The 21,311-nt window shown below is 49.6% G+C and carries 13 protein-coding genes and 1 pseudogene; 2 read left to right on the top strand and 12 right to left on the bottom strand.

The genetic code is table 11. The features are described from left to right. Window positions 1-105: 105 nt before the first annotated feature. The 12 genes and pseudogenes from Pan54_RS03605 to Pan54_RS03550 all read right to left on the bottom strand — a co-directional run bounded on the left by Pan54_RS03605 (window position 106) and on the right by Pan54_RS03550 (window position 17,678). Window positions 106-1,566 (bottom strand): DUF1501 domain-containing protein, encoded by a 1,461-nt coding sequence (locus Pan54_RS03605; protein ID WP_146502204.1) that lies wholly within the window; start codon window positions 1,564-1,566, stop codon window positions 106-108. 62 nt (window positions 1,567-1,628) lie between these two features. Beyond that, window positions 1,629-4,274: a PSD1 and planctomycete cytochrome C domain-containing protein gene (locus Pan54_RS03600; RefSeq protein WP_207310030.1), complete on the bottom strand. Its 2,646-nt coding sequence runs from the start codon at window positions 4,272-4,274 to the stop codon at window positions 1,629-1,631. 118 nt (window positions 4,275-4,392) lie between these two features. Then, window positions 4,393-7,374, bottom strand: coding sequence for a DUF1553 domain-containing protein (locus Pan54_RS03595; protein ID WP_146502202.1), 2,982 nt, complete (start codon window positions 7,372-7,374; stop codon window positions 4,393-4,395). Then, entirely contained in the window at window positions 7,371-8,078 is a 708-nt protein-coding gene (locus tag Pan54_RS03590; protein WP_146502201.1) for a FadR/GntR family transcriptional regulator, read from the bottom strand. Before Pan54_RS03590 ends, Pan54_RS03595 begins: the two co-directional genes overlap by 4 nt. A 502-nt stretch (window positions 8,079-8,580) precedes the next feature. Beyond that, a complete protein-coding gene (locus Pan54_RS03585) occupies window positions 8,581-8,985 on the bottom strand; it encodes a carboxypeptidase-like regulatory domain-containing protein (RefSeq protein ID WP_146502200.1) in 405 nt (134 codons plus the stop codon). A gap of 80 nt (window positions 8,986-9,065) precedes the next feature. Beyond that, window positions 9,066-10,046: a DUF1559 domain-containing protein gene (locus tag Pan54_RS03580; RefSeq protein WP_146502199.1), complete on the bottom strand. Its 981-nt coding sequence runs from the start codon at window positions 10,044-10,046 to the stop codon at window positions 9,066-9,068. 88 nt (window positions 10,047-10,134) lie between these two features. Then, window positions 10,135-10,500: a hypothetical protein gene (locus tag Pan54_RS03575; RefSeq protein WP_165441565.1), complete on the bottom strand. Its 366-nt coding sequence runs from the start codon at window positions 10,498-10,500 to the stop codon at window positions 10,135-10,137. A 150-nt stretch (window positions 10,501-10,650) separates the two neighbouring features. Continuing rightward, window positions 10,651-11,427 (bottom strand): DUF1559 domain-containing protein, encoded by a 777-nt coding sequence (locus Pan54_RS03570; protein ID WP_261343166.1) that lies wholly within the window; start codon window positions 11,425-11,427, stop codon window positions 10,651-10,653. Next, on the bottom strand, window positions 11,424-12,410 hold the full coding sequence (locus Pan54_RS03565; RefSeq protein WP_165441826.1) for an IS30 family transposase: 987 nt from the start codon (window positions 12,408-12,410) through the stop codon (window positions 11,424-11,426). The genes Pan54_RS03570 and Pan54_RS03565 overlap by 4 nt, the downstream gene beginning before the upstream one ends. 93 nt (window positions 12,411-12,503) lie before the next feature. Beyond that, window positions 12,504-12,704: pseudogene (locus Pan54_RS26525) on the bottom strand (type II secretion system protein); the annotation flags it as partial. Window positions 12,705-13,084: 380 nt separating this feature from the next. Continuing rightward, window positions 13,085-16,819: a cytochrome c biogenesis protein gene (gene ccsA, locus Pan54_RS03555; protein WP_146502196.1), complete on the bottom strand. Its 3,735-nt coding sequence runs from the start codon at window positions 16,817-16,819 to the stop codon at window positions 13,085-13,087. A gap of 184 nt (window positions 16,820-17,003) precedes the next feature. Continuing rightward, window positions 17,004-17,678 (bottom strand): hypothetical protein, encoded by a 675-nt coding sequence (locus tag Pan54_RS03550; RefSeq protein ID WP_146502195.1) that lies wholly within the window; start codon window positions 17,676-17,678, stop codon window positions 17,004-17,006. Window positions 17,679-18,251: 573 nt separating this feature from the next. Here Pan54_RS03550 and Pan54_RS03545 point away from each other — a divergent pair. Further along, complete coding sequence (locus Pan54_RS03545; RefSeq protein ID WP_146502194.1) at window positions 18,252-20,036, top strand: thioredoxin domain-containing protein; 1,785 nt, start codon at window positions 18,252-18,254, stop codon at window positions 20,034-20,036. A gap of 283 nt (window positions 20,037-20,319) precedes the next feature. After that, a complete protein-coding gene (gene cysK / locus Pan54_RS03540) occupies window positions 20,320-21,252 on the top strand; it encodes a cysteine synthase A (protein ID WP_146502193.1) in 933 nt (310 codons plus the stop codon). The last annotated feature ends 59 nt before the right edge of the window (window positions 21,253-21,311 follow it).

The following is a 21,311-nucleotide window of genomic DNA, read 5'->3' as shown; positions in this document are numbered from 1 at the left end:
TGGTCATTACGGATCTTACTCCTTCAAAATTCTCTGTGCCCTCTGTGTCTCTGTGGTTCAAAAAATCAGTTCTGCTAAACATTCCTTATCTGTATGAGTTGCCTTCTAAGCCAGGACATCTCGAATCACATGGCCGTGCACATCGGTGAGTCTGCGTTCAAAACCATTGTGGTAATAAGTCAATTGTTCGTGATTGAGACCCAGTAGATGCAGAATTGTGGCATGGAAATCGTAAACCGTGGTCACGTTTTCGACGGCTTTGTAACTGAACTCGTCAGTTGCTCCGTAAGTGAAGGGAGCTTTCACGCCTGCTCCCATCATCCAGGCCGTGAAACCATCGGGATTATGATCTCGACCACTTGCCCCCGCTTGAAAAGTGGGCATCCGACCGAATTCTGTCATCCACACCACCAAAGTATCTTTCAACAAACCACGACGCTTCATATCACGCAATAACGCGGCACATGGCTGATCAAGAACAGGACCATGTTTATTGTACTGGTCGACAATCGCCTTATGACCATCCCAGTTACTGACCCCCTCCCCTCCAGTTTGATAGGCACCATTAAACAATTGCACAAAGCGGACTCCTTTTTCGATCAGGCGTCGCGCCAAGATGCAGTTATTGGCAAACTTGGCTTTCAGAGGATTGCTCGAATCATCGGCTCCATATTCTTTCAAAGTGGCACTGGTTTCTGTCGATAGATCGGTCACTTCAGGCACACTCAATTGCATGCGGGCTGCCAGTTCATAACTTGAGATCCGGGCAGCCAATTCCGAGTCTCCGGGGAACTGCTCCAGATGCCGTTCGTTGACACTCTTCAGAAAATTGCGTGTTGCTCGATCTGTTTTTGTGCTGGTACCCGGTGGGACCGATAAATTCTGTAACGGCTTGACGGCATTAAACTCAGTTCCCTGAAAAGCAGCTGGTAAAAAGCCGGGTCCCCAGTTATTGACACTCGCTTGCGGCGTGCCACGGGGATCAGAAATGGCGACATAAGCGGGCAAATTCTGGTTTTCAGTCCCCAGTGCCCACGTCGTCCACGCTCCCATACTGGGGAATCCATCGAGGGTATAACCCGTTGACATGAAATTCTCGCCGGGGCCGTGAGTGTTTGTTTTGCCTGTAAGTGAATGCAGAAAACACATGTCGTCGGCAAATTCGGCCATCTGCGGTAATAACTCGGAAATCATCTTTCCCGATTCCCCACGAGGTTTGAATTCCCAGGGACTCTTCGTCAACATCCCCTGCTTGCCCTGGAACGTCACAATATCCTCAGCTCCCGGCATCGGTTGACCATGTCGTTTGATCAACTCTGGCTTGTAGTCGAACGTATCGATCTGACTGCAGGCTCCCGAACAGAAGATAACGAGAACATTCTTTGCGGCAGCCTCATGATGCGGCTGCCGAGCGGCGTACGGATGAGCCGCATCAACCGCAGGACGAATAGGACCACTCGATGCTGCCAGCAATTTCTGATCGTGCAACAGACTGGCCAGCGCGATACTGCTCAATCCTGCCGTGGTGCCAGTGAGAAAGTTTCGTCGATTTAATAGTGAATTCATCGTTTCACCTCAGCTATTTATTGCAGACAGAGAATATTCTCTCGCCTGACTTCAGTATTTAATTACGGAATGAACACGAACTCGTTTGTGTTCAACATTGCCCGTGCAAATTGCACCAGACCTTCCTTTTGAATGAAGGCTGCACTCTCGTTGACCTCAGCTGCAGTTGGAGTTCGCTGAAAACAGAGTCGCCAGGCGCGAACGATTTGATCTTCCGGCTGCTCGGCTTCCTGCTGCAATCGCTCGGCGAAGAACTCAGCCTGCTGCATGATAAACGGGCTGTTGAGCAAGTTGAGCGCCTGTAAAGGAGTTGTCGATCGACTTCGCTGCGGTACCACCATGCTTGCATCGGGACAATCGAAGGCCCCGAATACGCCATCTTTTTCCTGACGAACTTTGGTCATGTAAATCATGCGTCGCCAATCTTCAGGCCCGAAGCTTTCTTTCGGGTGATAGTGACGCACGTTTTCCAACTCGACTTCAAAAGCACTGAAACCCGGGCCTCCCGCACGGTCCAGTTGAATCTTCCCGCTGACCGATAAAATTGAATCGCGAATAGGCTCGGCTTCCAAACGTCGCGGAGGAAACCGCCACAACAGTCGCGAATTCGCATCGACGTGCAACGACTGGCCCCGAGGTTTGTTGTCTTGCCTCCAGGTTTTGGAATTAAGAATCAGTCGATGAATATGCTTCAATGACCAATCATTTTCGACAAGTTCACTGGCAAGCCAGTCGAGCAATTCGGGATGAGTTGGCGGTGTGCCGTTCAAGCCAAAATCGCTTGGCGTATCGACAATTCCTGTACCAAAATGAAACTGCCATAATCGATTGACGATCACTCGAGCAGTGAGCGGATTCTCGGGGTCAGTCACCCAGTTCGCAAACGCCAGCCGACGCTCCTTCTCTTTGGCACCGACCTCCAAGTTCAAAGAGGTAAAGACTTCAATGGCATCCGGCCCAACCACTTCCCGTTTTGCATCCGGCTCGCCACGATACAGCCGATGCGTCTTCCCAGGTTGAGAAAAACGACCAATCCAGGCTTTGTTTCCCGTTTTAAAATTCACCATGCGTTTCTTGATTTCCGCCAATCGCTGCAACGATTGCTTCCCCGTGCGTGATTCGGCTTCAGAAACATTAGAGAAATCATATTTTGTTTCGCTCGAATTTCCGGGTGATAAACGATCTTCTGATGAAGCGACGAGTTGCCAAGACTCTGAATCGACGGCTGATTCGATTCGATAATCAATCGCTACTCGATCAGAATATTTTTCCTCTCGATCGCGCGCCCATTCGATCCGATCAATCAGAACAGGTTCAGGAAATTCAATCTGAACCCATCCGTCACGCACTTGTGCTGAAATCCAGCTGTTCGCGTTGCCATATTTTCCATCATTAATGTGTTCAAGACTATGCAAAGGATGCACGAAATCACCGGACGAAGTGGCTACTGCTCCGCGACTCGCCAGTGCGACGTTTTGCTGATCTGAAAATACTTCGAGTTCATCAATGCAAGCCTGACCCCCATTAGTCCCATTAATCGTAAAGCGAACGAATTTGGCTTCGCGTGGAGTAAATATCTCCACATTGTGCTTGGCTGAAACTGGAGGGAGTTGATCCTTGGGGATGAATTTTGCCAGAGAGGCTTCCAACTCTGTTTTCTCCCGCTGCAGCGAATCAACTTCCTGCTGCACGTTTTCAGCTAGAGGCAACGCAGCTTCCCCATGATTGACACCCGCGAAGATGGCCTGCATCGCGTAATAATCTTTCTGGCTGATCGGATCGAACTTATGATTATGACATCGCGCACATCCAGTCGTCAGGCCCAGCAACGCAGTGCCAGTCGTATTGATCATGTCATCGAGTTCATTCATCCGCTGGATTTGCGACAACTTCGGGTCCGATCCTTTAACCTGATCGTATGGCCCCGCAACCAGAAAGCTAGTTCCGACAGGAGAGCCGAGCGAATCTCCGGCAAGTTGCTCACGCACAAATTGATCGTACGGTTTGTCCTGATTCAATGCAGAGATCACCCAGTCCCGATAGCGCCAGGCACCGGGGCGCTCGCGATTCGTTTCGAAGCCATGCGTTTCCCCAAACCGCACCAGATCCAACCAATAGCTCGCCCAGCGTTCGCCATAATGTGGGCTGGCCAGTGCTTGTTCAACGAGATTCGACCAGGCCCGCTCATCGGTATTGTTCACAAAGTCATCCACCTGTTCCGGTGTTGGTGGCAAGCCGAGCATGATGAGATACAACCGACGAATCTGCACCCGGCGTTCTGCTTCAGGCGACATCTCCAAAGCGTTCTCTTGAAGTTGATGCTCAATGAATTCGTCGATGCTGTAGAATTTGTCTGAGCGTTTGACGGGCTGGAATGACCAGTGAGTGAGTTCCTGAACGTCTTCTGGAGGCCCATAATGATCGGGGGTTTTTGCTCCGGCTTGAATCCACTGGGCAATCAGATCAATCTGCTGATCGGATAGTTTGTCATCCGGAGGCATCGTGCGTTCCGGTTCCTCGTGCCGGATCAGTTTCAATAAAAAGCTGGCTGCGGGATCGCCCGGCACGACCGCTGGTTCCCCGGAGTTCCCGCCACGGAGTAAGTTCGCCAGTTTGTCGACTCGAAACTGACTGCTTTGATCGTCCGGCCCATGACAATCAATACAATGAGCCTGCAGAATGGGCTCGATATCATTGACAAAGTCCACGGCTTGCGTAGCCCCTGAAGTCACGAACAAAGATAGTGTCGGAATTAAGATTACGATTGCAGTTTGCCACCAACATCGCTGATGGCACTGAATTGAACAGGTTGTCCGCTTGGAGTTGTTAATCGACATACAAAAACTCATTGGTGTTAAAGAGTGATCGACAAAGAGCGAATAGTCCGTATTGTTTGACAAATGAAATCGCGAATTGCTGCTCCTGCCCCTGCGGCAGTCGACAAAGTGACAATTCAAAAGCCCGGTTCACTTGCCCGGCAACATCCTCGCCCGCTTCTGTTTCAACGCGTCGGGCAAAATATCGCGCCTGCCGCAGCATGAAATCGTTGTTGTACAGCGCAAGAGATTGCAGCGGCGTTGTCGTTGTCATCCGCTTAGCCGTCAAATTGGCGGGATCGGGGCAATCTAATGTCGTCAAAAAACGATCCGGCGGCGTGCGGACGATATAACGGTAGATACTGCGTCGAAAGAGAGCCGGCTCATCTGCGGTGATGTATTGATAGATCGGTGCGTAAGCTTCCTGGTAAGTGAAGTCTTCAAAACCGGGACCACCACGCTCTGAATTCAGACTGCCACTCACCATCAAGACAGCATCCCGAATTGCTTCGGCTTCGAGTCGCCGTGGGTTCTGTCGCCAGAGAAATCGATTGTCAGAATCGATCATCATGCCGGCTGCATCCTCATTATGTCGTGATCGTTGTTTGTATGTTTCGCTGTTGAGAATCAGCCGGTGCATCGCCTTGAGCGACCAGCCTTCCTGCTGGAGTCGCATCGCGAGCCAGTCGAGCAATTCAGGATGCGAGGGGCGATCGCCGCCGAAACCGAAGTCGCTGGGTGTATTGACGATTCCCTGCCCAAAGTGCCAATGCCACAACCGATTCACGATCACCCGCGGCGTGAGTGGATTCTCTGAATGCGTGATCCAATTCGCCAAAGCCACACGGCGTTCGCCTTCCGCTGAATCAAGAGTCCCTAAATCAGGCTCCAGCATCGAAAGCGATTTCAGTGCTCCCGGCGCAAGCGGTGGACCTGAGGGCGACTCGGAATCACCACGAGTCAGTAAGTACACTGGAGTTGAGTCTTTCTTTGCAACCACACCATAAAATTTCGGCGGTGCTTTGAGCGAAGAAAGTTGCTGCTGAGTCGAGATTCGTTCGAGTCGCAGGTCTGTTAATCGCTGCTGATCTTCCGTACTCAACTCAGCGGATTCATCCGGCTTCAAAACGGGATCGCCAAACCCGATTTGATCGTGCCCGTATCCATTTCCACCATCTGTGGAAACGAGCGTCAGGAATCTTGACGTGAGTGGAATTTCGAGATCGATCTCCTGCAGGCCCTGATCGCGTCCCAGTTGCAAAAACTTCTTGACCAAATTTCCGTCAAGAAAAATCCATGCATCAGCGCGAAAGCCACCCGCAGCACCAAAATATCCGACCTTTGCTGTGAATCGCAGATTTGTTTTCCGATGAACTTTGCGGATGGCTTCAACATCAAAGGTAATCCCCGAGTTCGCATGCAGTCCAAGCAGACTGTGTCCCTCTTTTGTGAAGTCGATGCCGCCCAACTCTGGCGAATGCTGACTGGCAACGGGTCCATTTCGAATGAGATCCCATGCGGCACCCGATGTTTTATTCAAACGGGAAACCGTCAGCCCAGTCGAACTGACAGTGATTTCAGTATTACCATCTTGCCCATCTGGAATGAAAACTCCATCGATGAATTCTGAACTGGTGGTAACAAAATTGTTTGTCACAACGTTTTCAAGACCACTTAAGTTGCGGACTTGAATTTCACCGCTGCGTGCATCAATTCCCTTTCGGAAAGTTCCAATACCCAGTCCATTGCCGCCACCGACCATGTCGGCGAGATTAAGGCCGGAACCTTCCAGTCTGCCAATTTCATTGTCAATTTTATTTAATTGTCTGGTCAATTCGGTTTTGCTATTTTCATAGCGACGCATTGCTCCATCACTGGCGACACGATCTTCACGCTTAATCCCCGCGAATACCGCTCGTAGCTGGTAATACTCTTCCTGGGTAATGGGATCGAGCTTGTGATCGTGGCAGCGACAGCAGTTGATCGTTGTGGCCATCGTGCTGGTCATGACTTGCGTCGCCATATCATCCAGATCGAGAGACCGCGCCGACCTTCTCAGTTCCTCGCTTTTTGTTTCAACCTGACCGACGAAATCCCAAGGCCCTGCTGCCAGAAAACCTGTCGCGATGACAGCATGCTCATCCTCGGGCCATAAGACATCCCCGGCAATTTGTTCTTGCAGGAATCGATCGTAAGGCTTGTCTTTGTTGAGGGAGTTAATCACGTAGTCTCGATACCGCCACGCACTATCGCGGCGTTTATCGCGTTCAAAACCATGCGTATCGGCATAGTGTGCCAGGTCCAGCCAGTGCTGCGCATAACGCTCGCCGTAGTGCGGCGAGTCCAACATACGATCGACTAACTTCGTGTAGGCATCCGGATCCGGATCGTTCACAAACTCTTGCACGTCCTCGGGTGTGGGAGGCAGGCCGTGCAAATCGAAAGAGAGCCGTCGTATTAATGTCCGACGATCAGCCTGGGGACTCAACGAGAGACCATTCTCACTGAGCTTCGCTTTTAAGAAATCGTCAATGTGTAACTCTGGCGAATTTTTAATATGACGAAGCGGCTGTAACGACCACCAGGAATAATCCGCTTTAGACTTCTCTTTCAACACAACGTCATCCGGCCAGATCGCTCCCTGTTGAATCCATTTTCGAAGCAAGGTCACATCATCATCGGAAAGCGGCTCTGCCCCCTTTGGCATTGTAGCGGGCTCACCATTGTGTGAAGTGACCAAATCCATCATATAGCTGCTGTTGGGGTCGCCAGCAATGAGGTAATCATTGGCTTTCAGATCCTCAATCGTATCCAGCGAAAGATCTCCCTTATCGATACCGGGAGAATGACAGCGGAGACAATGTTCCACAAAGATAGGTGCAATCTGCTTCTTAAAATCGATATGCGTTTCGTCAGCGATGAGCGAAGAACAGATTGTCAGGGTCGTTGAAACGCAAATTGCAAGAACGCAAAGAGTCCGATGAAACTTCATACCCCGGCCTCCTTTTTTAATCGATTCAAGACGACTTCCATGTGCTCTCGCATTACCCGTTCTGCGGTATCGGGGTCGTGAGATTCGATGGAGGCAAAAATCTCGCGATGGAGACGACGCCCCAATTTATTCTCACGAGGAGATGGTGTCGTCTTAGCCATTTGAGTGACGACAAATTCGTAGATCACTTCCATCAGATTCTGCATCAACGCGTTTTGAGCAGTTTCTAATATTCGACGATGAAAACGGAAGTCGACATCAAGCAATTCTTCGTAGGGTCGGTCAATAGAATCGAGTTCTTTGAGGAGCGTTCGCAAATCTGATAGATCGTCTTCACTAGCACGCTCGGCTGCCAGACGAACGGCTTGCACTTCAATAGCTGCCCTGAGCTCGGCATAAGAAAGTAATTCCCGAGGTGCAAGGGTGACGGCAGATTGCAACAATTGCACGCAATGAGCCAGTTTTTCTTTTCCAGCAACAAAAGTCCCGTTGCCTCGTTGAATTTCGACCAGCCCTAAACCCTGCAACCGGGCAAGCGCCTCACGCAACACCGAACGGCTTACCTGCAATTGTTCAACCAGTTCCAATTCACCCGGCAAGCGTGCTCCAGCAGTCAGCTTTTGCTTCTGGATCACATCGCGAATCCGCTCAACCACTTGATCGACAGAAGACTTTCGCCGAGATGGCTTTAAGCTTGAACTCATGATGATCTCCAATAAACCGCCTGTATAAAAAGATTATTCCTGACTACTGATACATCATGCCAGTGATTTGAAAAGGACCTCTTTCAACTTTTTACTCAAGTGTGCCTGATGAGCGACAAGGCATGTTATTGCTATTCAGTATTGTATTGTTTTAAACAGAATTAATTATTTAAGTGAGAATTCAGAGGAAGTGGACATTTTAAAGAATGTCTAAAGTCAATATTCCGAAGCAGTTAGCTTGCGTAGGGATTTATGAGGAACTAATGACGGCAGTGAAAACTGCGAGGCAGTAGTCACTGACATGACCATTATTTTGTGGGGACGAATGGTTTGATTGAAGCATTATACGTCGTCACCTCTTTGGGTAAGAGATTTACGACTTTCATCTAAACAGGGAGCGTGTGAGAACAATAATTTCTCACAGAATCCTCCATTTAAAGTCCTCCTTAAGCTCCCAGTTAAAGAACTGTTACAAAACGTTATTGGACGCTGTAACCAGCAATCAATCTTTAAGTTCAATTGTAATCTCAGAATTATCTCCAGTGTTAATCGATTGTTTCAAAGGTGATGTTTTGAGTTCTCCATACTTTTCTGGAACCAGCGACTTTCTGGTCGCATAGGGATCATTGGGTGAAGCGGGCTCTAACTTAGTCACCAGCACCTGATGCTCTCCAGGCTGGGCTCCATCACCACTTGTGTATGTTGTCAATGTGAACTCACCCTGATCATCACTCGTACCAGAGGCTGGGCGTCCATTTTCAGGCACAAACATGACATTTGCCTGAGCCACCGGAGAACCATTATAGATCACTTTCCCCTTAACGGAGTAAGTCGCATCTCGATCAGTTGCACCACCACAGCCAGCCAGGAGCAGAATCCCCAGACTTAGAATCTTCAACTTCAACACCTTAGAAACTCCCCTACACAGCGTGAAATTTAAATGCAGACTCAGAATTCACATTCTGACCTGTCGCTAAGCGACTCCCATTAAAATTCACCAAGCGGTTGAGCATCTCGGCGGTCGCCCAACTTCTGATATGTCACCATATCAATATTTTCGCTCAGAAAATGTACAGAGCCGTCGCACAAAAGGAATTGGGCTCCTCCATCATGACTGGATTTGAATCCCTGGGAAGCCCCCCACTGCCCTGTATACTGATTACACCCGGTTCCCGTGCCCGGCTCTCCCTCGCAGGTATTGAAATTAATTGCGACTCCTGTCCCAGTATACAATGCGTTTTCTGCCATCCAGCCATCACGAGTATGATTTGCACATCGGGGGCGAATTTCGCCCAGCGCGATCGTATTGGATGTTCCATCACGCACATCCTTGAATTTGGCAGCCCAAGCCCAGTGGCTGAAGACTCCGGAAATATTCTTACTGTCCAGTGAGTCTCCTCGTACCGTTGGACCATTCCCAAAGTAATTATTATGAGTACCACACGGGCTGTTGGCCTGACTTCCCATACTGAAAGAGTAGTTCGCCAACGCACGCCGCTGCCCATTGGAATCGGTCGTATGTGTTGCACCACCAGTCCAGATGCCGTCATGATCATCCGAGGGGCAAATCAATGCCGAAATGACAACAGAGTGAACTGGTTTGCCATCCGGAGTCACGCTATGAAGTACAGTATCCCGGTCGAAATCACAACTATCGAACAATGGTCCCTGCTCTAGAAAAGGAAGCAATTTTACGAAGGGGCTCCCCTTGTGAGTTGCATGATCAACTCCCCAAGTTCCTGATGCAATAATGCAGTTCATCGGGAACCGTCCGTGGGTGTCATGATAATTATGCAGCGCCAACCCAATCTGCTTCAGATTATTCTTACATTGGCTTCTACGAGCCGCTTCCCTGGCCTGCTGCACTGCTGGCAACAACAAGGCGACCAGTATGGCTATGATTGCGATCACCACAAGAAGCTCGATTAATGTAAAGCCGAGCCGGGCTTTGCTTTGTTGATACGACATGTGAGTCTTTCACTTTCAATGAATTATACGGAATAGTAATAATAATCTTGCCGTAGAATTCGGAGCGGCAAAGCTCGCAAACTCAAGACTATTTCGTCAAGATAAAATCAATCGTATTCTTTTCGCCTGAACTGAGATTAGCCTTCAGTTCTGAGTTGGTGTTATATTTTTCTGGCACGGCCTCCTCAAAGGAGGGCTCCATCGTAACGCCATCGGTCCCCAATACCTGCTTGCCTGTTGGACGCGGGGATCGTATCTCGACCCGATACTCACCAGGACCTGGCGCTCGGTCACCAAGTATGGAGTACTGATCGCCCTCGATCACAGCTCCAGCAGCAGGCCCTGACCCTATTGGAATAAACGTCACCGATGCGCCTTCGTTTAAGGGAGCACCATCGAGCGTAACCTTGCCTTCGACATCCACGCGATTGATACCATCTCCGCCACAACCCATAAACAACATCGAGCACACAGACAGAAGTACGCCCCATACGCAACTATTCACGATATCGACTCCCCTGAAATTTACTTGGACAAACCCGCCAGGATCTGACTACCCCGGCTCCTCACTTGAGAATGAACCAGCGAGCAATGCCATGGCGAATTAAAACTCACCGATCACCTCTTTGCCGTTCATTGTCGAGAGCCCCTGATAAATCTCCAGAGAGATATTGTCAGAAATGAATCGAACTGCTCCATCACCCAGTAGAACCTGAACACCACCGGCATGCATACTCCTGGAGGCGACGCTCACAGAATTTGGGTTTGAGCTAGCGGTGACACAGGGCTGATTCTCCAAAGGCCGGTTCACACAGCGCGGAACGATATCTGGAGCGGAAGTGTTTGGCGTCAATCGCGTATAAATACTGTAGGCATCTGGCTCATCATTCCAGAACCAGCCTCGAAAATCATTATCCCCAGAATACATCTGAACCATTTCCATCACGAGCAGCGTATTGCTTGTCCCATCCCTCATGTTAGCAATCCTTGCCCCAAAACAGTTACCGAAAGGAGGAGAACTTGGACGAAAACTATCAATGGTCCCGCCACTGCTCTCGGCAGTGCCGTCGCCGTCACGGTCTGACCATGTCCCCTTGCCCCAGTTGAGCCCGTAATTTCCCCGAATACTTGTGCTAGCATCAGTCGTCCAGAGTTCAGTCTTGTCGGTTGGACAAATCATTACAGGGACATGCAGAACTCGTACGGGCGTATTAGTGGCGTCATGCCAATTCACATTGAAGTTATATTGATCATAAGCCGCAGACTGCTCAAGGAATGGATAAAGGTGAATAAAGAAAGACTGCCGAATATTCGACCTTGATGACGTCACCCGATATTGCATTCCAGGGGGAAACTTGGAATGGGAATCAGGTGGATTCAATTTTGAAATGCACGGGTTTTGGGTTCGAACAGTTCGTGTGGTGATTTGAATTGGTACTTTTTGCGAGGCCGGTTGTTCAACTCCATCACAGCCGCTTGAATATCCTCGGCTTTCAGTTTACGGAAATCGCTCCCCTTCAGGAAGTATTGCCGCAGAAGCCCGTTGGTGTTCTCATTCTGGCCGCGTTGCCACGGCTGGCGAGCCGGAGCAAAATAGATCGCACAATGCAGGGCTTGCTCCAACTCTCGATGACCCGAAAACTCACTCCCGTTGTCCGTCGTCAAAGTTCGAATCAATGACGATGGCAACCCCTCAAACGCAAACACCGAAGCCGCGTTCAACGTCGATGCTTTCTTGTCCGGCAGATAGCTCGCCACAAGATAGCCGGTCTTGCGTTCGACATGCGTGACAATGTAGCCGGTCCCCTTTTGACCCTCGATGGTATCCGATTCCCAGTGCCCGATCCGCGAACGATTGCGTGCAGAAACCGGTCGCTGATCCATTGGCTTTTTGGTCGGGTCGCATCGTCTGGAGATCCCTGTGCCGTAGCGTTTGCGGCGTTTCTTTCTCGATTGACGCAGCTGCCTGTAGATGTTGCCGCCCTGCTTTTTGTTTGCTTTGATCCAGGCGTAAATCGTCTCAATGGATATTCGCATTCTGGCCTCCCGAGGATGCAGTCGCAAGAGTTGACCTGCAATCTGTTCCGGCGACCACTTGAGAGACAACTTATCGAGCAGGAATTCTTTGAGCGGAGCGTGGTTGAGTTTCCAGGGGAGTTTGCAGAGTTGTCGACGCCGTCGCGCTTTGCGGTCGGCTTTCCCGGCGAAATACTTCCCGGTCGCATCCGAATTCCGCCGCAGTTCTCGGGAGATCGTGCTGGGGTCTCGGGATAACTCGCGCGCAATTTCTATTCGAGAGTGTCCCAGGGCGTGCATGTGCGCTATGGAATCACGTTCCTCAGCAGTAAGATGCGTGTGTGACATTCGTGATTTCTTCTTAGTAGGATTGATGGTCGTTTGGTCAAAACAAACCATCTCACGAATGTCACTCTTTTTCCATCAACCCGTGCATTTCAAAATTGAATCCACCTCATGGTAGTTATGCAGCGCCAATCCAATCTGCTTAAGATTGTTCTTGCATTGACTCCTCCTCGCTGCTTCTCTAGCTTGTTGTACTGCCGGAAGTAGCAATGCCACTAATATAGCAATAATTGCTATAACAACGAGAAGTTCAATCAGTGTGAACCCTTTACGCGACCAGAATTGCTCTGAAGCCATAACTCTCCCTTCACAAAACTAATTGAAATATACTGAATATTTGACGTCGGCATCTGCCTTCTAAAATTCTTCAAAGACATCTTTACAGATGTCTGACATCCTAATATTGATATCAATATATGTCAATTGCTTGTGTGGAAAACTTGCCAATACCCAACAATTTTACCCTTAGAACGCCTAGCAATACTCCTGTGTTGAGATGTTTTGAGAACTCTTGAACAGACAACACATCAAGAAAGTTTGATAATCGACTCTAGTTGGCTCTTATCTGTTCTCGCCTACCCCGTTCAATAGTATCGAAATTTTAAGAGATAAGGGGACTTCAATTCAACAGACACTCACCCCATCATTTACTTATCCTCATCGACCGTATACTGCTATTATGAATTCTCTGGTTTGGGAGATGACCCCCAAAGTCCAATCACAATCAACGTCAGTTGACTGAAGACAAACAAGGACAGATTGAATAACACACCTTCGGTGAAGCCGTATGCGTGTAGTCCAACTCCAAGTTCGTTGACTCCAAACCAACTCCAGGCAGTCGTAATATTTCCACCAATGGCCAGTAACGCCAGCCCACGATCTCCCACGATGCGATCCCAGCGGGCGTGCAGGACCAAGGCATTCCAGAGAACAATAATCAAGGCTCCGTTTTCTTTCGGATCCCAGCCCCAGAAACGACCCCAGGAATCGTCTGCCCATAGGCCACCCAGAACGGTTCCTACAAAGCTGAACCATAAGGCGAAGCAGAGTGTGCCGTAGATCATGCGTGGCAATTGCTTCTCCAGCGAGGTCGGCAATTTTAACTGCGGTGCGCCCGTAAGGAGGGCCAGTGGAATGATACTCAGGGGAATTGCCAGCAGGAATGGTCCCAGGTTTCGTAAAACGAGAGGGATCGAATTGTATTCTTTAAGACCGACCGCACATCCGGCTGCAGCGATCAGCGCCAGCATCGCCAGAGGATTTCGTCGACAGACATAATACATGCCAAGTAATCCAGCAATAAAAGTTGCTGTGTATCCCAGAGTAATACAGACAACATGTGTACTGAGCCAGAATTGCGTATCGAGTACGGCCTGCAGAACCGTAAAGGTATCACCATCACCTGCCAATCCATGAGCGATCCAAAGCGAAGCAAATCCGGCCACTGCAGCGACGACATTTCCGATACCCCGCTTGAAAATCCATTCACTGATCAGACCAAACAGCACGCCTGCCCAGCCAATGAAGACGGCAGAGGAATATAAATTCGTAACGGGTGGTCGCCCAGAAATCTGAATTCGCATCCAGATCGCCCAACTGTGCACTGCAAATGTGAGCAGGATCAAGCCCATCGCAGCACGGTTTGCCGGTCGATCGATCTGAGGCAACATCCAACTGACTGCTGTCACAACGAAAGCGAAAATGTAAAGGAAACCGGGATAGAAAAACGGTGAGAAATTATTGAACCGTGCTTCATTGGCCAATTTAGGCACGCTGACTTTCTCAATTTTATATTCCTTGAGCAGCTTCTGATAATCCCGCACAGCCTGATTAAATGCCTGAGGATCCTGATCCTGGTACGCCAGAATAATTTCCGAGAACTTCCCCGAAAACGGATTTGGTTCCGACTTGAATGCACCCGGATAAATAATGTCGCGTAAGAATGCCTTGGAATAGGTTTCCCACTGATCCCGCTTGAGATTCGCATCCTCTGGTCCCATGGCCTCGGGAACGGGAGGAATCAACAAGGGGGGCTGACGTTCATCCAGTCGTTTCGTTTGAGCGAGTGCGAACATGAATTGCTCAGTCACTTTGTCGCTGGAGAGATCAATCGCTGGTGAAATGAATGAAAGCGTTACGAGATCGACTCGGCCGATTTTGTTTTCCAGTTCGAGCAATTTTCGTTGATAGATTGAGAGAGATTCCGGCGACTTGGCTTGCAGTTCCCGAGCTTCCCCAGCTGCCTTGGCCAGTTCCTGGATATTCGGTTGAATTTCTGCCAGCGAAAACCGATGAGACTTTCGACGTTCGAGTTTGAGTGTTGAAAGAATCTCGTCGTTGTCGATGCGAATTACTGGGCGTTCAAGAGCTTTGCGTGAACCGGAAGCGAGTTCGAGCAGCCACTGCGTTCCGAGAATCGTCTGGGCTTTTTTGCCTTCATCATCGGACTTATCTTCACCGTCTTCGTATTCCGGTTCAGTACGTATTGTTTCACGGTTACTGAGAATTCGCAATGTGTTGCGAGCGAGGGTGTCGATTGGTTTTATTCGTCCATCATAAACGACGGGGATTTTCCCGAACTCATAATAGTTAAATTCATCAGCCGCAGGAGCCGGTACTTTCGAGAGTGAAACCAACCAATAGCCGCACAGAACCATCAATACGACTGCAGGGATATAATTAGTCACGAATCCGGTAGAACCGAAATGCTCGTCTTCATCGCCAGCTTCGTTCATACCAGAGAGCCGACCGGAAGCGTAACGATTCAGGAATCGCAGCAAGGTGAGCGTGAACTGATACAACATCCCAATCGCCACAATCATGCAGGCGACATACGGAATCATCCAGCCTTCATTGGTGACGACTTGCAGGGTCGTCACTTCTTTGTCCCCAAGCATCTGATATCCACTCTGGTAGAATGTTTCGCCTGCAAAACGCAGAGGATTATTCATCCAGATTTTGATGTGCCGATCTTCATTGCGAGTTTTATCGACCAGGCGAATTTCAGACGAGTAGTTCATTGGCGTTGAGGTGCCAATGTAATCATCTTTGCGAACGTCGATCAGGTGTATTGAAAACGGTTTGTAGTTCTGCTTGAAACGCAGAGCCACTTCGTATTCTTTGTCGCCGATCATAACCGTATCCCGACGATCGACCTGAGAGGCGAGAGCCGATACGAGTAATGTGTGAATTGTTTCGCCAGTTTTCTTATCGATTAAATCGATGTAGGCCCCAGCGTAATCGGCTGAGCTGTCCATGCCGGAAGAGGGCTTCATTGGTTCGATTGTATGCGTCAAACCAAATCCGAAGTCGGCTGGATTATCATCCTCTTTCGTGCGAGGCTTCAGATCCGCATTTTTGACGAACTCGCGAACTTTAATATCGAACGGCAACTGCTCACTGGAAATCGGCGTCTGTGCATCAACATTTTTGACCAGTAGTTTATCCGGGACAACAGTTTGCCGATCTTCCTTCGGATCGGAATGATCGATGACAGCCAGTTCGGAAGAGCGGATATCTCGAACAAAATTCGTAGTCTCACCCTCTGCAATCACCATATTGGCTTCATCGTGCAGGGAGTAAACAACAACTTCGTTAGCCATCAACAACAGCACGCCGGCATGCAACAACACGATCCCGGCTCGCTTCTTAAACAGCAGCAAACAGCCTCCCAATAAAACGCCACCCGCAACAGTTGCTTGAATCAATTGCCATAAAATACGCATGGCGGAATTGTTCAAACGGACCGATTCCCCACCAGCTATCAGAAATGATGAGACACCCAACAGGATGAGTCCAATGACGGAATATGTGTAGAACTCAGCTCGTTTGGATTTGTCATTCGCCTGGTAACTGGCTGCTATTCCGCACCCGATGGCGGGAACGAGCAAACCGTAACAGAGCAGATTCCAGTAAGTCGAGAAATCCAGACCAGCCGTTTCGTAGACCGCTTCGCGCGCGGTCCCAAATTCAATCATTGCCCATGTGAGGACGATCCCCAGTGCCGTGACAATCAATCCCCATACCATGCGGGTTCCTTTAGCCTGCACTTTGAATCGCAAAGCATGAGCAGTCAGGAGATTGATCGCCATCAAGCCCCCAATCATCCAGCCACCGGGAAACCAGAAGCCCCCCGGAATGTTCTGCATATTGGGAACCCAGGTCTTCGGGAAGAAAACCTGGAAATCGATCCAGGCGACCCAGCAGCGGAAATAGCCGGCGACGACATCCCAGATATCTTTCTCAACCTGAGCGAGCGTACCCGCCAGCACCAGAAAGATGCCGCAGGCGAAGAGAAAGACGCTCAACTTGAGTGAGGCGAGCGGTTTAACGGCCTCGCGAAAGGCAGCGACACCCTCCGAGAATTGCGTCTCGTCGAGCGATGATGATTGAGTTTCCTGAACACTGGCCATGAGTCGTTCCCGAACTGGCTAACATCGATGCGATGATCGATGTGAATTATGATTTATGTCCTCGATGGCATTGAATGACTAAATATCAGATAAGACAGGCTTCCAGCCGATCTAAGTCAACCATAAAATTAAGTCATGCCGAGTCGATACAGACAGGCTGGAAGCCTGTCCTACATGTTATTGACTATCTTGCAAACGGTGGTCGCCCCATGCCGCCTGAACTTTGTTCGCCAACAATATTGATGCTGTAAATCGCCTGCTCACCAGATTTCATTTTCGCAAGCTTGGCAGTGGGATCTTCTCCGGCTGATTCGAGATCTGAAGTTGTAATTTCTCCCAACCCCAATTGACCATTCCAGCGATTGATATTAATCACGACATCGGTCGTAATATCTCCCGATGCTGGCAATGCCGAAACCGTAAATTCCTGCGTGGCATCCCCGACTGGCACAACTAATGTCGCATAACGAAACTGATTGCCCGGCTGTTCCTGCCAGCCCTCCGGTAAAGTCCACACCGGCTTTCCCTCATTATATGTGACCGAACTGACGAATTCAGCCAGTTGTGGGACAATTTGTCCAACGGATTCAACGGGACCAGTCATCTTGTAAAACCAGTTTTGATCGCCATTGGGCACGATAGCCGCATACATTCGAGCGGGCTTGGCTGCTTGTTCTGCTTGAGCTGGCGGAGTCATCGCCGGAGCGGTTCGCTCGGGACGTTCACTTTCTGCCAGATGATTCTCTGCATGCACATCTTCAGGTTTTGGTGTTGTGTAAGAACTGATTTCCGCTTCGTTAGCGCATCCAATCATCAGTCCAAATATTAAAACCGTGGCGAGAGAGAGCAGAGAGAACATTTTCATCTCTGCAAATTGTGTGAAAAATACATTCACTGTGAAATAACCTCCAAATATTTTGTAATTTCCAGAATGGAGACGAAGCTGTTGTCGTCAAAGGCAGGACAATTCAGGAAGGATTGATGCATCCTATCGCCAAAAGACTGTCGAGAACAGCAATTTTGCAGCGATATTTGCAAGTTTCGTCCGGTTTGATCAATTTCCTGTCAAATCGGCACTGGTTCTGCATACTAACCTCTTAATCTGCAATTTAATGAACGTCAATAAATTGCGTAATACGTGTAAGTAATTGCTAGGCAAGGAGTTAAAATTTTATTCGCCTATTGTCGGATTTACAAGTTCCTCTTTTCATGGTTTGAAAATTGTAATAGTGTCCGCCAAGGCGATGTAAAGTCTACAAACCGGTGATGGATCATCGGCTTTACAGACTCTGATGAAAATCAGTCTTGGAAATTATTTCAGAACAGGTTTTCATCAGCGATTGAATTTTTCGAAACGACGTAACCATCGCTGTCGATTCGATGCAAACTTACCAGTCTGCCGCTCCTGGCGAATGGATTCCCGGAGAAATCTATGAAATATACTGCCCGTCCGATCGTTTTCTCGATCGCCGTCTTGTCTGCTCTCGCAATTGCCAATCAGGCTCATGCTCAAAAAGCAGTTCTGTACGATTTCACCGCCACGTGGTGCGGTCCCTGTCAGCAAATGAGTCCCATTGTTCACAAGTTGGAACGAGAGGGATTTCCGATTCAGAAGGTCGATATTGACCAGAATCCGAATCTGGCTCGACAATACTCCGTCACCTCCATCCCGGCTTTTGTCCTGGTTGTTGATGGCCGCGAAGTTGGCCGCGAAGTCGGTCGCACTTCAGAACATCAACTGCGACGCATGCTCGCTTCCATTCCTCAGGAAAAACCAGCTGCTCAACAGTCGATGATTGCCTCCAATTCTGCTCAACAGGGAAGCGGACTGCAATCACAATCGCGCGGGAATACGGGTTATGAACAACCCAATCTTGGTCAACCAGGAGCTTTCCCGAACATGAATCCACAGCCACCACAACAGACAATGGCTGCTCAAGCTCAAACTCAAACTCCTGCAGTCTTAAACTCTCCTCAACCTTTCCCGGATATGAATACCACTCAACCTGTCGCCCACTCGGCTGTGGTAGCCTCTAATACTCAAAACAATCCCGTCATTCGTGCTCAATTCGATGAACGAACTAACGTCACCAGTCCGACACCCCATGTCAACTCCGCTGCTGCCAATGTCCGCTTAAGAATTCGCGATGAAAAGGGAATCAACTACGGTTCCGGCACAGTCATCGAGTCAAAGCCCGGCCTCACATATGTATTAACCTGCGGCCACATTTTCCGCTCCCTTTCCGAATCTTCCAAAGTCGATATCGATATTTTTGTCGACGATCGCTTCGAAAGCTTCGTCGGCAAAGTCGAGAAGTACGATCTTGACGCTGATGTCGGTTTGGTTTCACTGCCCACTGACGGAGTTCTTCCTGTCGCAAAACTTGCCCAAGCCCCCACTTCACTGAAACAGGGACAAAACGTGATCAGTGTTGGCTGCAGTGGCGGTCAGAACCCGACCGTCGAAAATCTGCAGGTCACTTCCCTGAACCGTTACACCGGCCCAGACAACATCGAATGCACTGGAGTTCCCGTACAGGGACGCTCTGGCGGCGGATTGTTCAACGAAAACAATGAAATTGTGGGCGTCTGCATTGCAGCTGATCCTAAAGAAAAACGAGGTCTGTACTGCGGTTTGAATCCCGTTGTGGAACTGCTCGAAGGTTGCGGGCTGACTCATATTATTCGTCGTAATAATGCGACCGGTGAAAATCAAATTCTGGTCGAAACGAATGCCAATCAACCCAACGCCCCCGCTGCAGCTTTTCTTTCCAGTAACTCGACTGACCAGGCATTCGCAAACACGATGGCTTCGAGCAATAACGCTTCTGCCAACAATGGCGGAAACGGTTCCGTCAGTGCACCAGCAATTGATCCCCAATACACGAACCAAATGCTGCAGACTCTGAATAATGCTGAAGGCGCAAAGCTGACGATCATCATCGAAAAGCCAAATGCACCTGGCCAAACTCAGGTTGTCATCATCCCAGCAGCCACCGCTCGCCTGTTGGCTGATCTGACAGGAGAAATTAGCCCGTCACAATCTGTGGCGACAAATCGTCCACTCTCAATGGAACCGCCTGTCACCCGACCAGTCGGCTTCACCGCAACCATGCCCGTTGCTCCCGTGACACGTCAACTCCGCGAAGAAGACCGCTCAGAAACGCTGCCAACAGAGTACTCAGTCGCACAACCTTATCGCCGACTTCGCCAATAATCACTAATATACAAGCACGAAGCGCAAGCGAGTGTGTCTTTCGATGATGAGTTGTTGACTCACTCGCTTGCGCTTCGTGCTTGTAAATCTTTTCTCTGTTCTTGCGGTAAAACGAAAACGACTGGAAAATATTTGCCTTTTCTGCCGATTATGCCGATAATCCGGAGAGACAGCCGTTCGGAATCACATTGCCTGGATGGACTCAGATGATAAAAATGCACTGAACAGGCTGATGATCTCAGGATAGACAGTATTCGCTTGCCAAAGACACGGAGGAAACGCAGTGCCAATTTTTGAAGACAATTCGCTTACAATCGGACGGACACCACTCGTCAAAATCAACCGACTGACCGAGGGACTTGAAGCCACAGTTCTGGCGAAAATCGAAGGGCGAAACCCCGCCTACAGCGTGAAGTGCCGAATTGGCGCGAACATGATTTGGGAAGCCGAGCAATCCGGCAAGCTCAAACCGGGTATGAAAGTCGTCGAACCGACCAGCGGAAACACCGGAATTGCTCTGGCCTTCGTCTGTGCCGCCCGTGGCTACGATCTCACACTCTGTATGCCAGACACGATGTCTGTTGAACGTCGGATGATGCTGCGTGCCTTCGGAGCCAATCTGCATCTCACTCCCGGAGCAGACGGCATGAAGGGCGCAATCAATACGGCGACCGAAATCGCAGAGAACCCTGAATACTTCATGCCTCAGCAATTCAAGAATCCTGCGAATCCTGCCATTCACTTTAAGACAACAGGCCCGGAAATCTGGGAAGATACCAATGGCAAATTCGATATCTTTGTAGCAGGCGTCGGCACCGGAGGGACGATCACCGGCGTGACCCGCTATCTCAAAGAAGAGAAAAAGCACCCCGTGAAATCGATCGCCGTAGAACCAACAGGCAGTCCGGTCCTCTCGGGCGGCTCTCCCGGCAAACACAAAATTCAGGGAATCGGAGCCGGCTTCATTCCCGATGTCCTCGACATGTCGCTCGTCGATGAAGTCGTCCAGGTGACTGATGAAGAGTCTCTGGAAATGGCTCCCCGAGTTGCAATCGAAGAAGGAATCATCTGCGGCATTAGTTGTGGAGCCGCCATGGCAGCCGCACTGAAAGTCGCTGCCCGTCCGGAATCCAAAGGCAAAACCATCGTCGTCGTCCTACCCGACTCCGGCGAACGATACCTCTCGACACCAATGTTCGACTTCGCCCGCGAATAAGAGTATTCAGCTCCAAATGATACGAAAAAAGGGACGGTTCAAAGCAGAACCGTCCCTTC

The sequence above is a fragment of the Rubinisphaera italica genome, from assembly GCF_007859715.1.
GTDB classification, from domain to species: domain Bacteria; phylum Planctomycetota; class Planctomycetia; order Planctomycetales; family Planctomycetaceae; genus Rubinisphaera; species Rubinisphaera italica.
Note: the sequence above shows the minus strand (reverse complement) of the source record. Positions and strands in the feature narration are given on the sequence as shown.

Coding starts and splice junctions, on each gene's coding strand:
- Pan54_RS03605 (WP_146502204.1), bottom strand. CDS start 1,566: ATGAATTCACTATTAAATCGACGAAACTTTCTCACTGGCACCACGGCA.
- Pan54_RS03595 (WP_146502202.1), bottom strand. CDS start 7,374: ATGAAGTTTCATCGGACTCTTTGCGTTCTTGCAATTTGCGTTTCAACG.
- Pan54_RS03590 (WP_146502201.1), bottom strand. CDS start 8,078: ATGAGTTCAAGCTTAAAGCCATCTCGGCGAAAGTCTTCTGTCGATCAA.
- Pan54_RS03580 (WP_146502199.1), bottom strand. CDS start 10,046: ATGTCGTATCAACAAAGCAAAGCCCGGCTCGGCTTTACATTAATCGAG.
- Pan54_RS03575 (WP_165441565.1), bottom strand. CDS start 10,500: ATGGGTTGTGGCGGAGATGGTATCAATCGCGTGGATGTCGAAGGCAAG.
- Pan54_RS03565 (WP_165441826.1), bottom strand. CDS start 12,410: ATGTCACACACGCATCTTACTGCTGAGGAACGTGATTCCATAGCGCAC.
- ccsA (WP_146502196.1), bottom strand. CDS start 16,819: ATGGCCAGTGTTCAGGAAACTCAATCATCATCGCTCGACGAGACGCAA.
- Pan54_RS03550 (WP_146502195.1), bottom strand. CDS start 17,678: ATGTTCTCTCTGCTCTCTCTCGCCACGGTTTTAATATTTGGACTGATG.
- Pan54_RS03545 (WP_146502194.1), top strand. CDS start 18,252: ATGAAATATACTGCCCGTCCGATCGTTTTCTCGATCGCCGTCTTGTCT.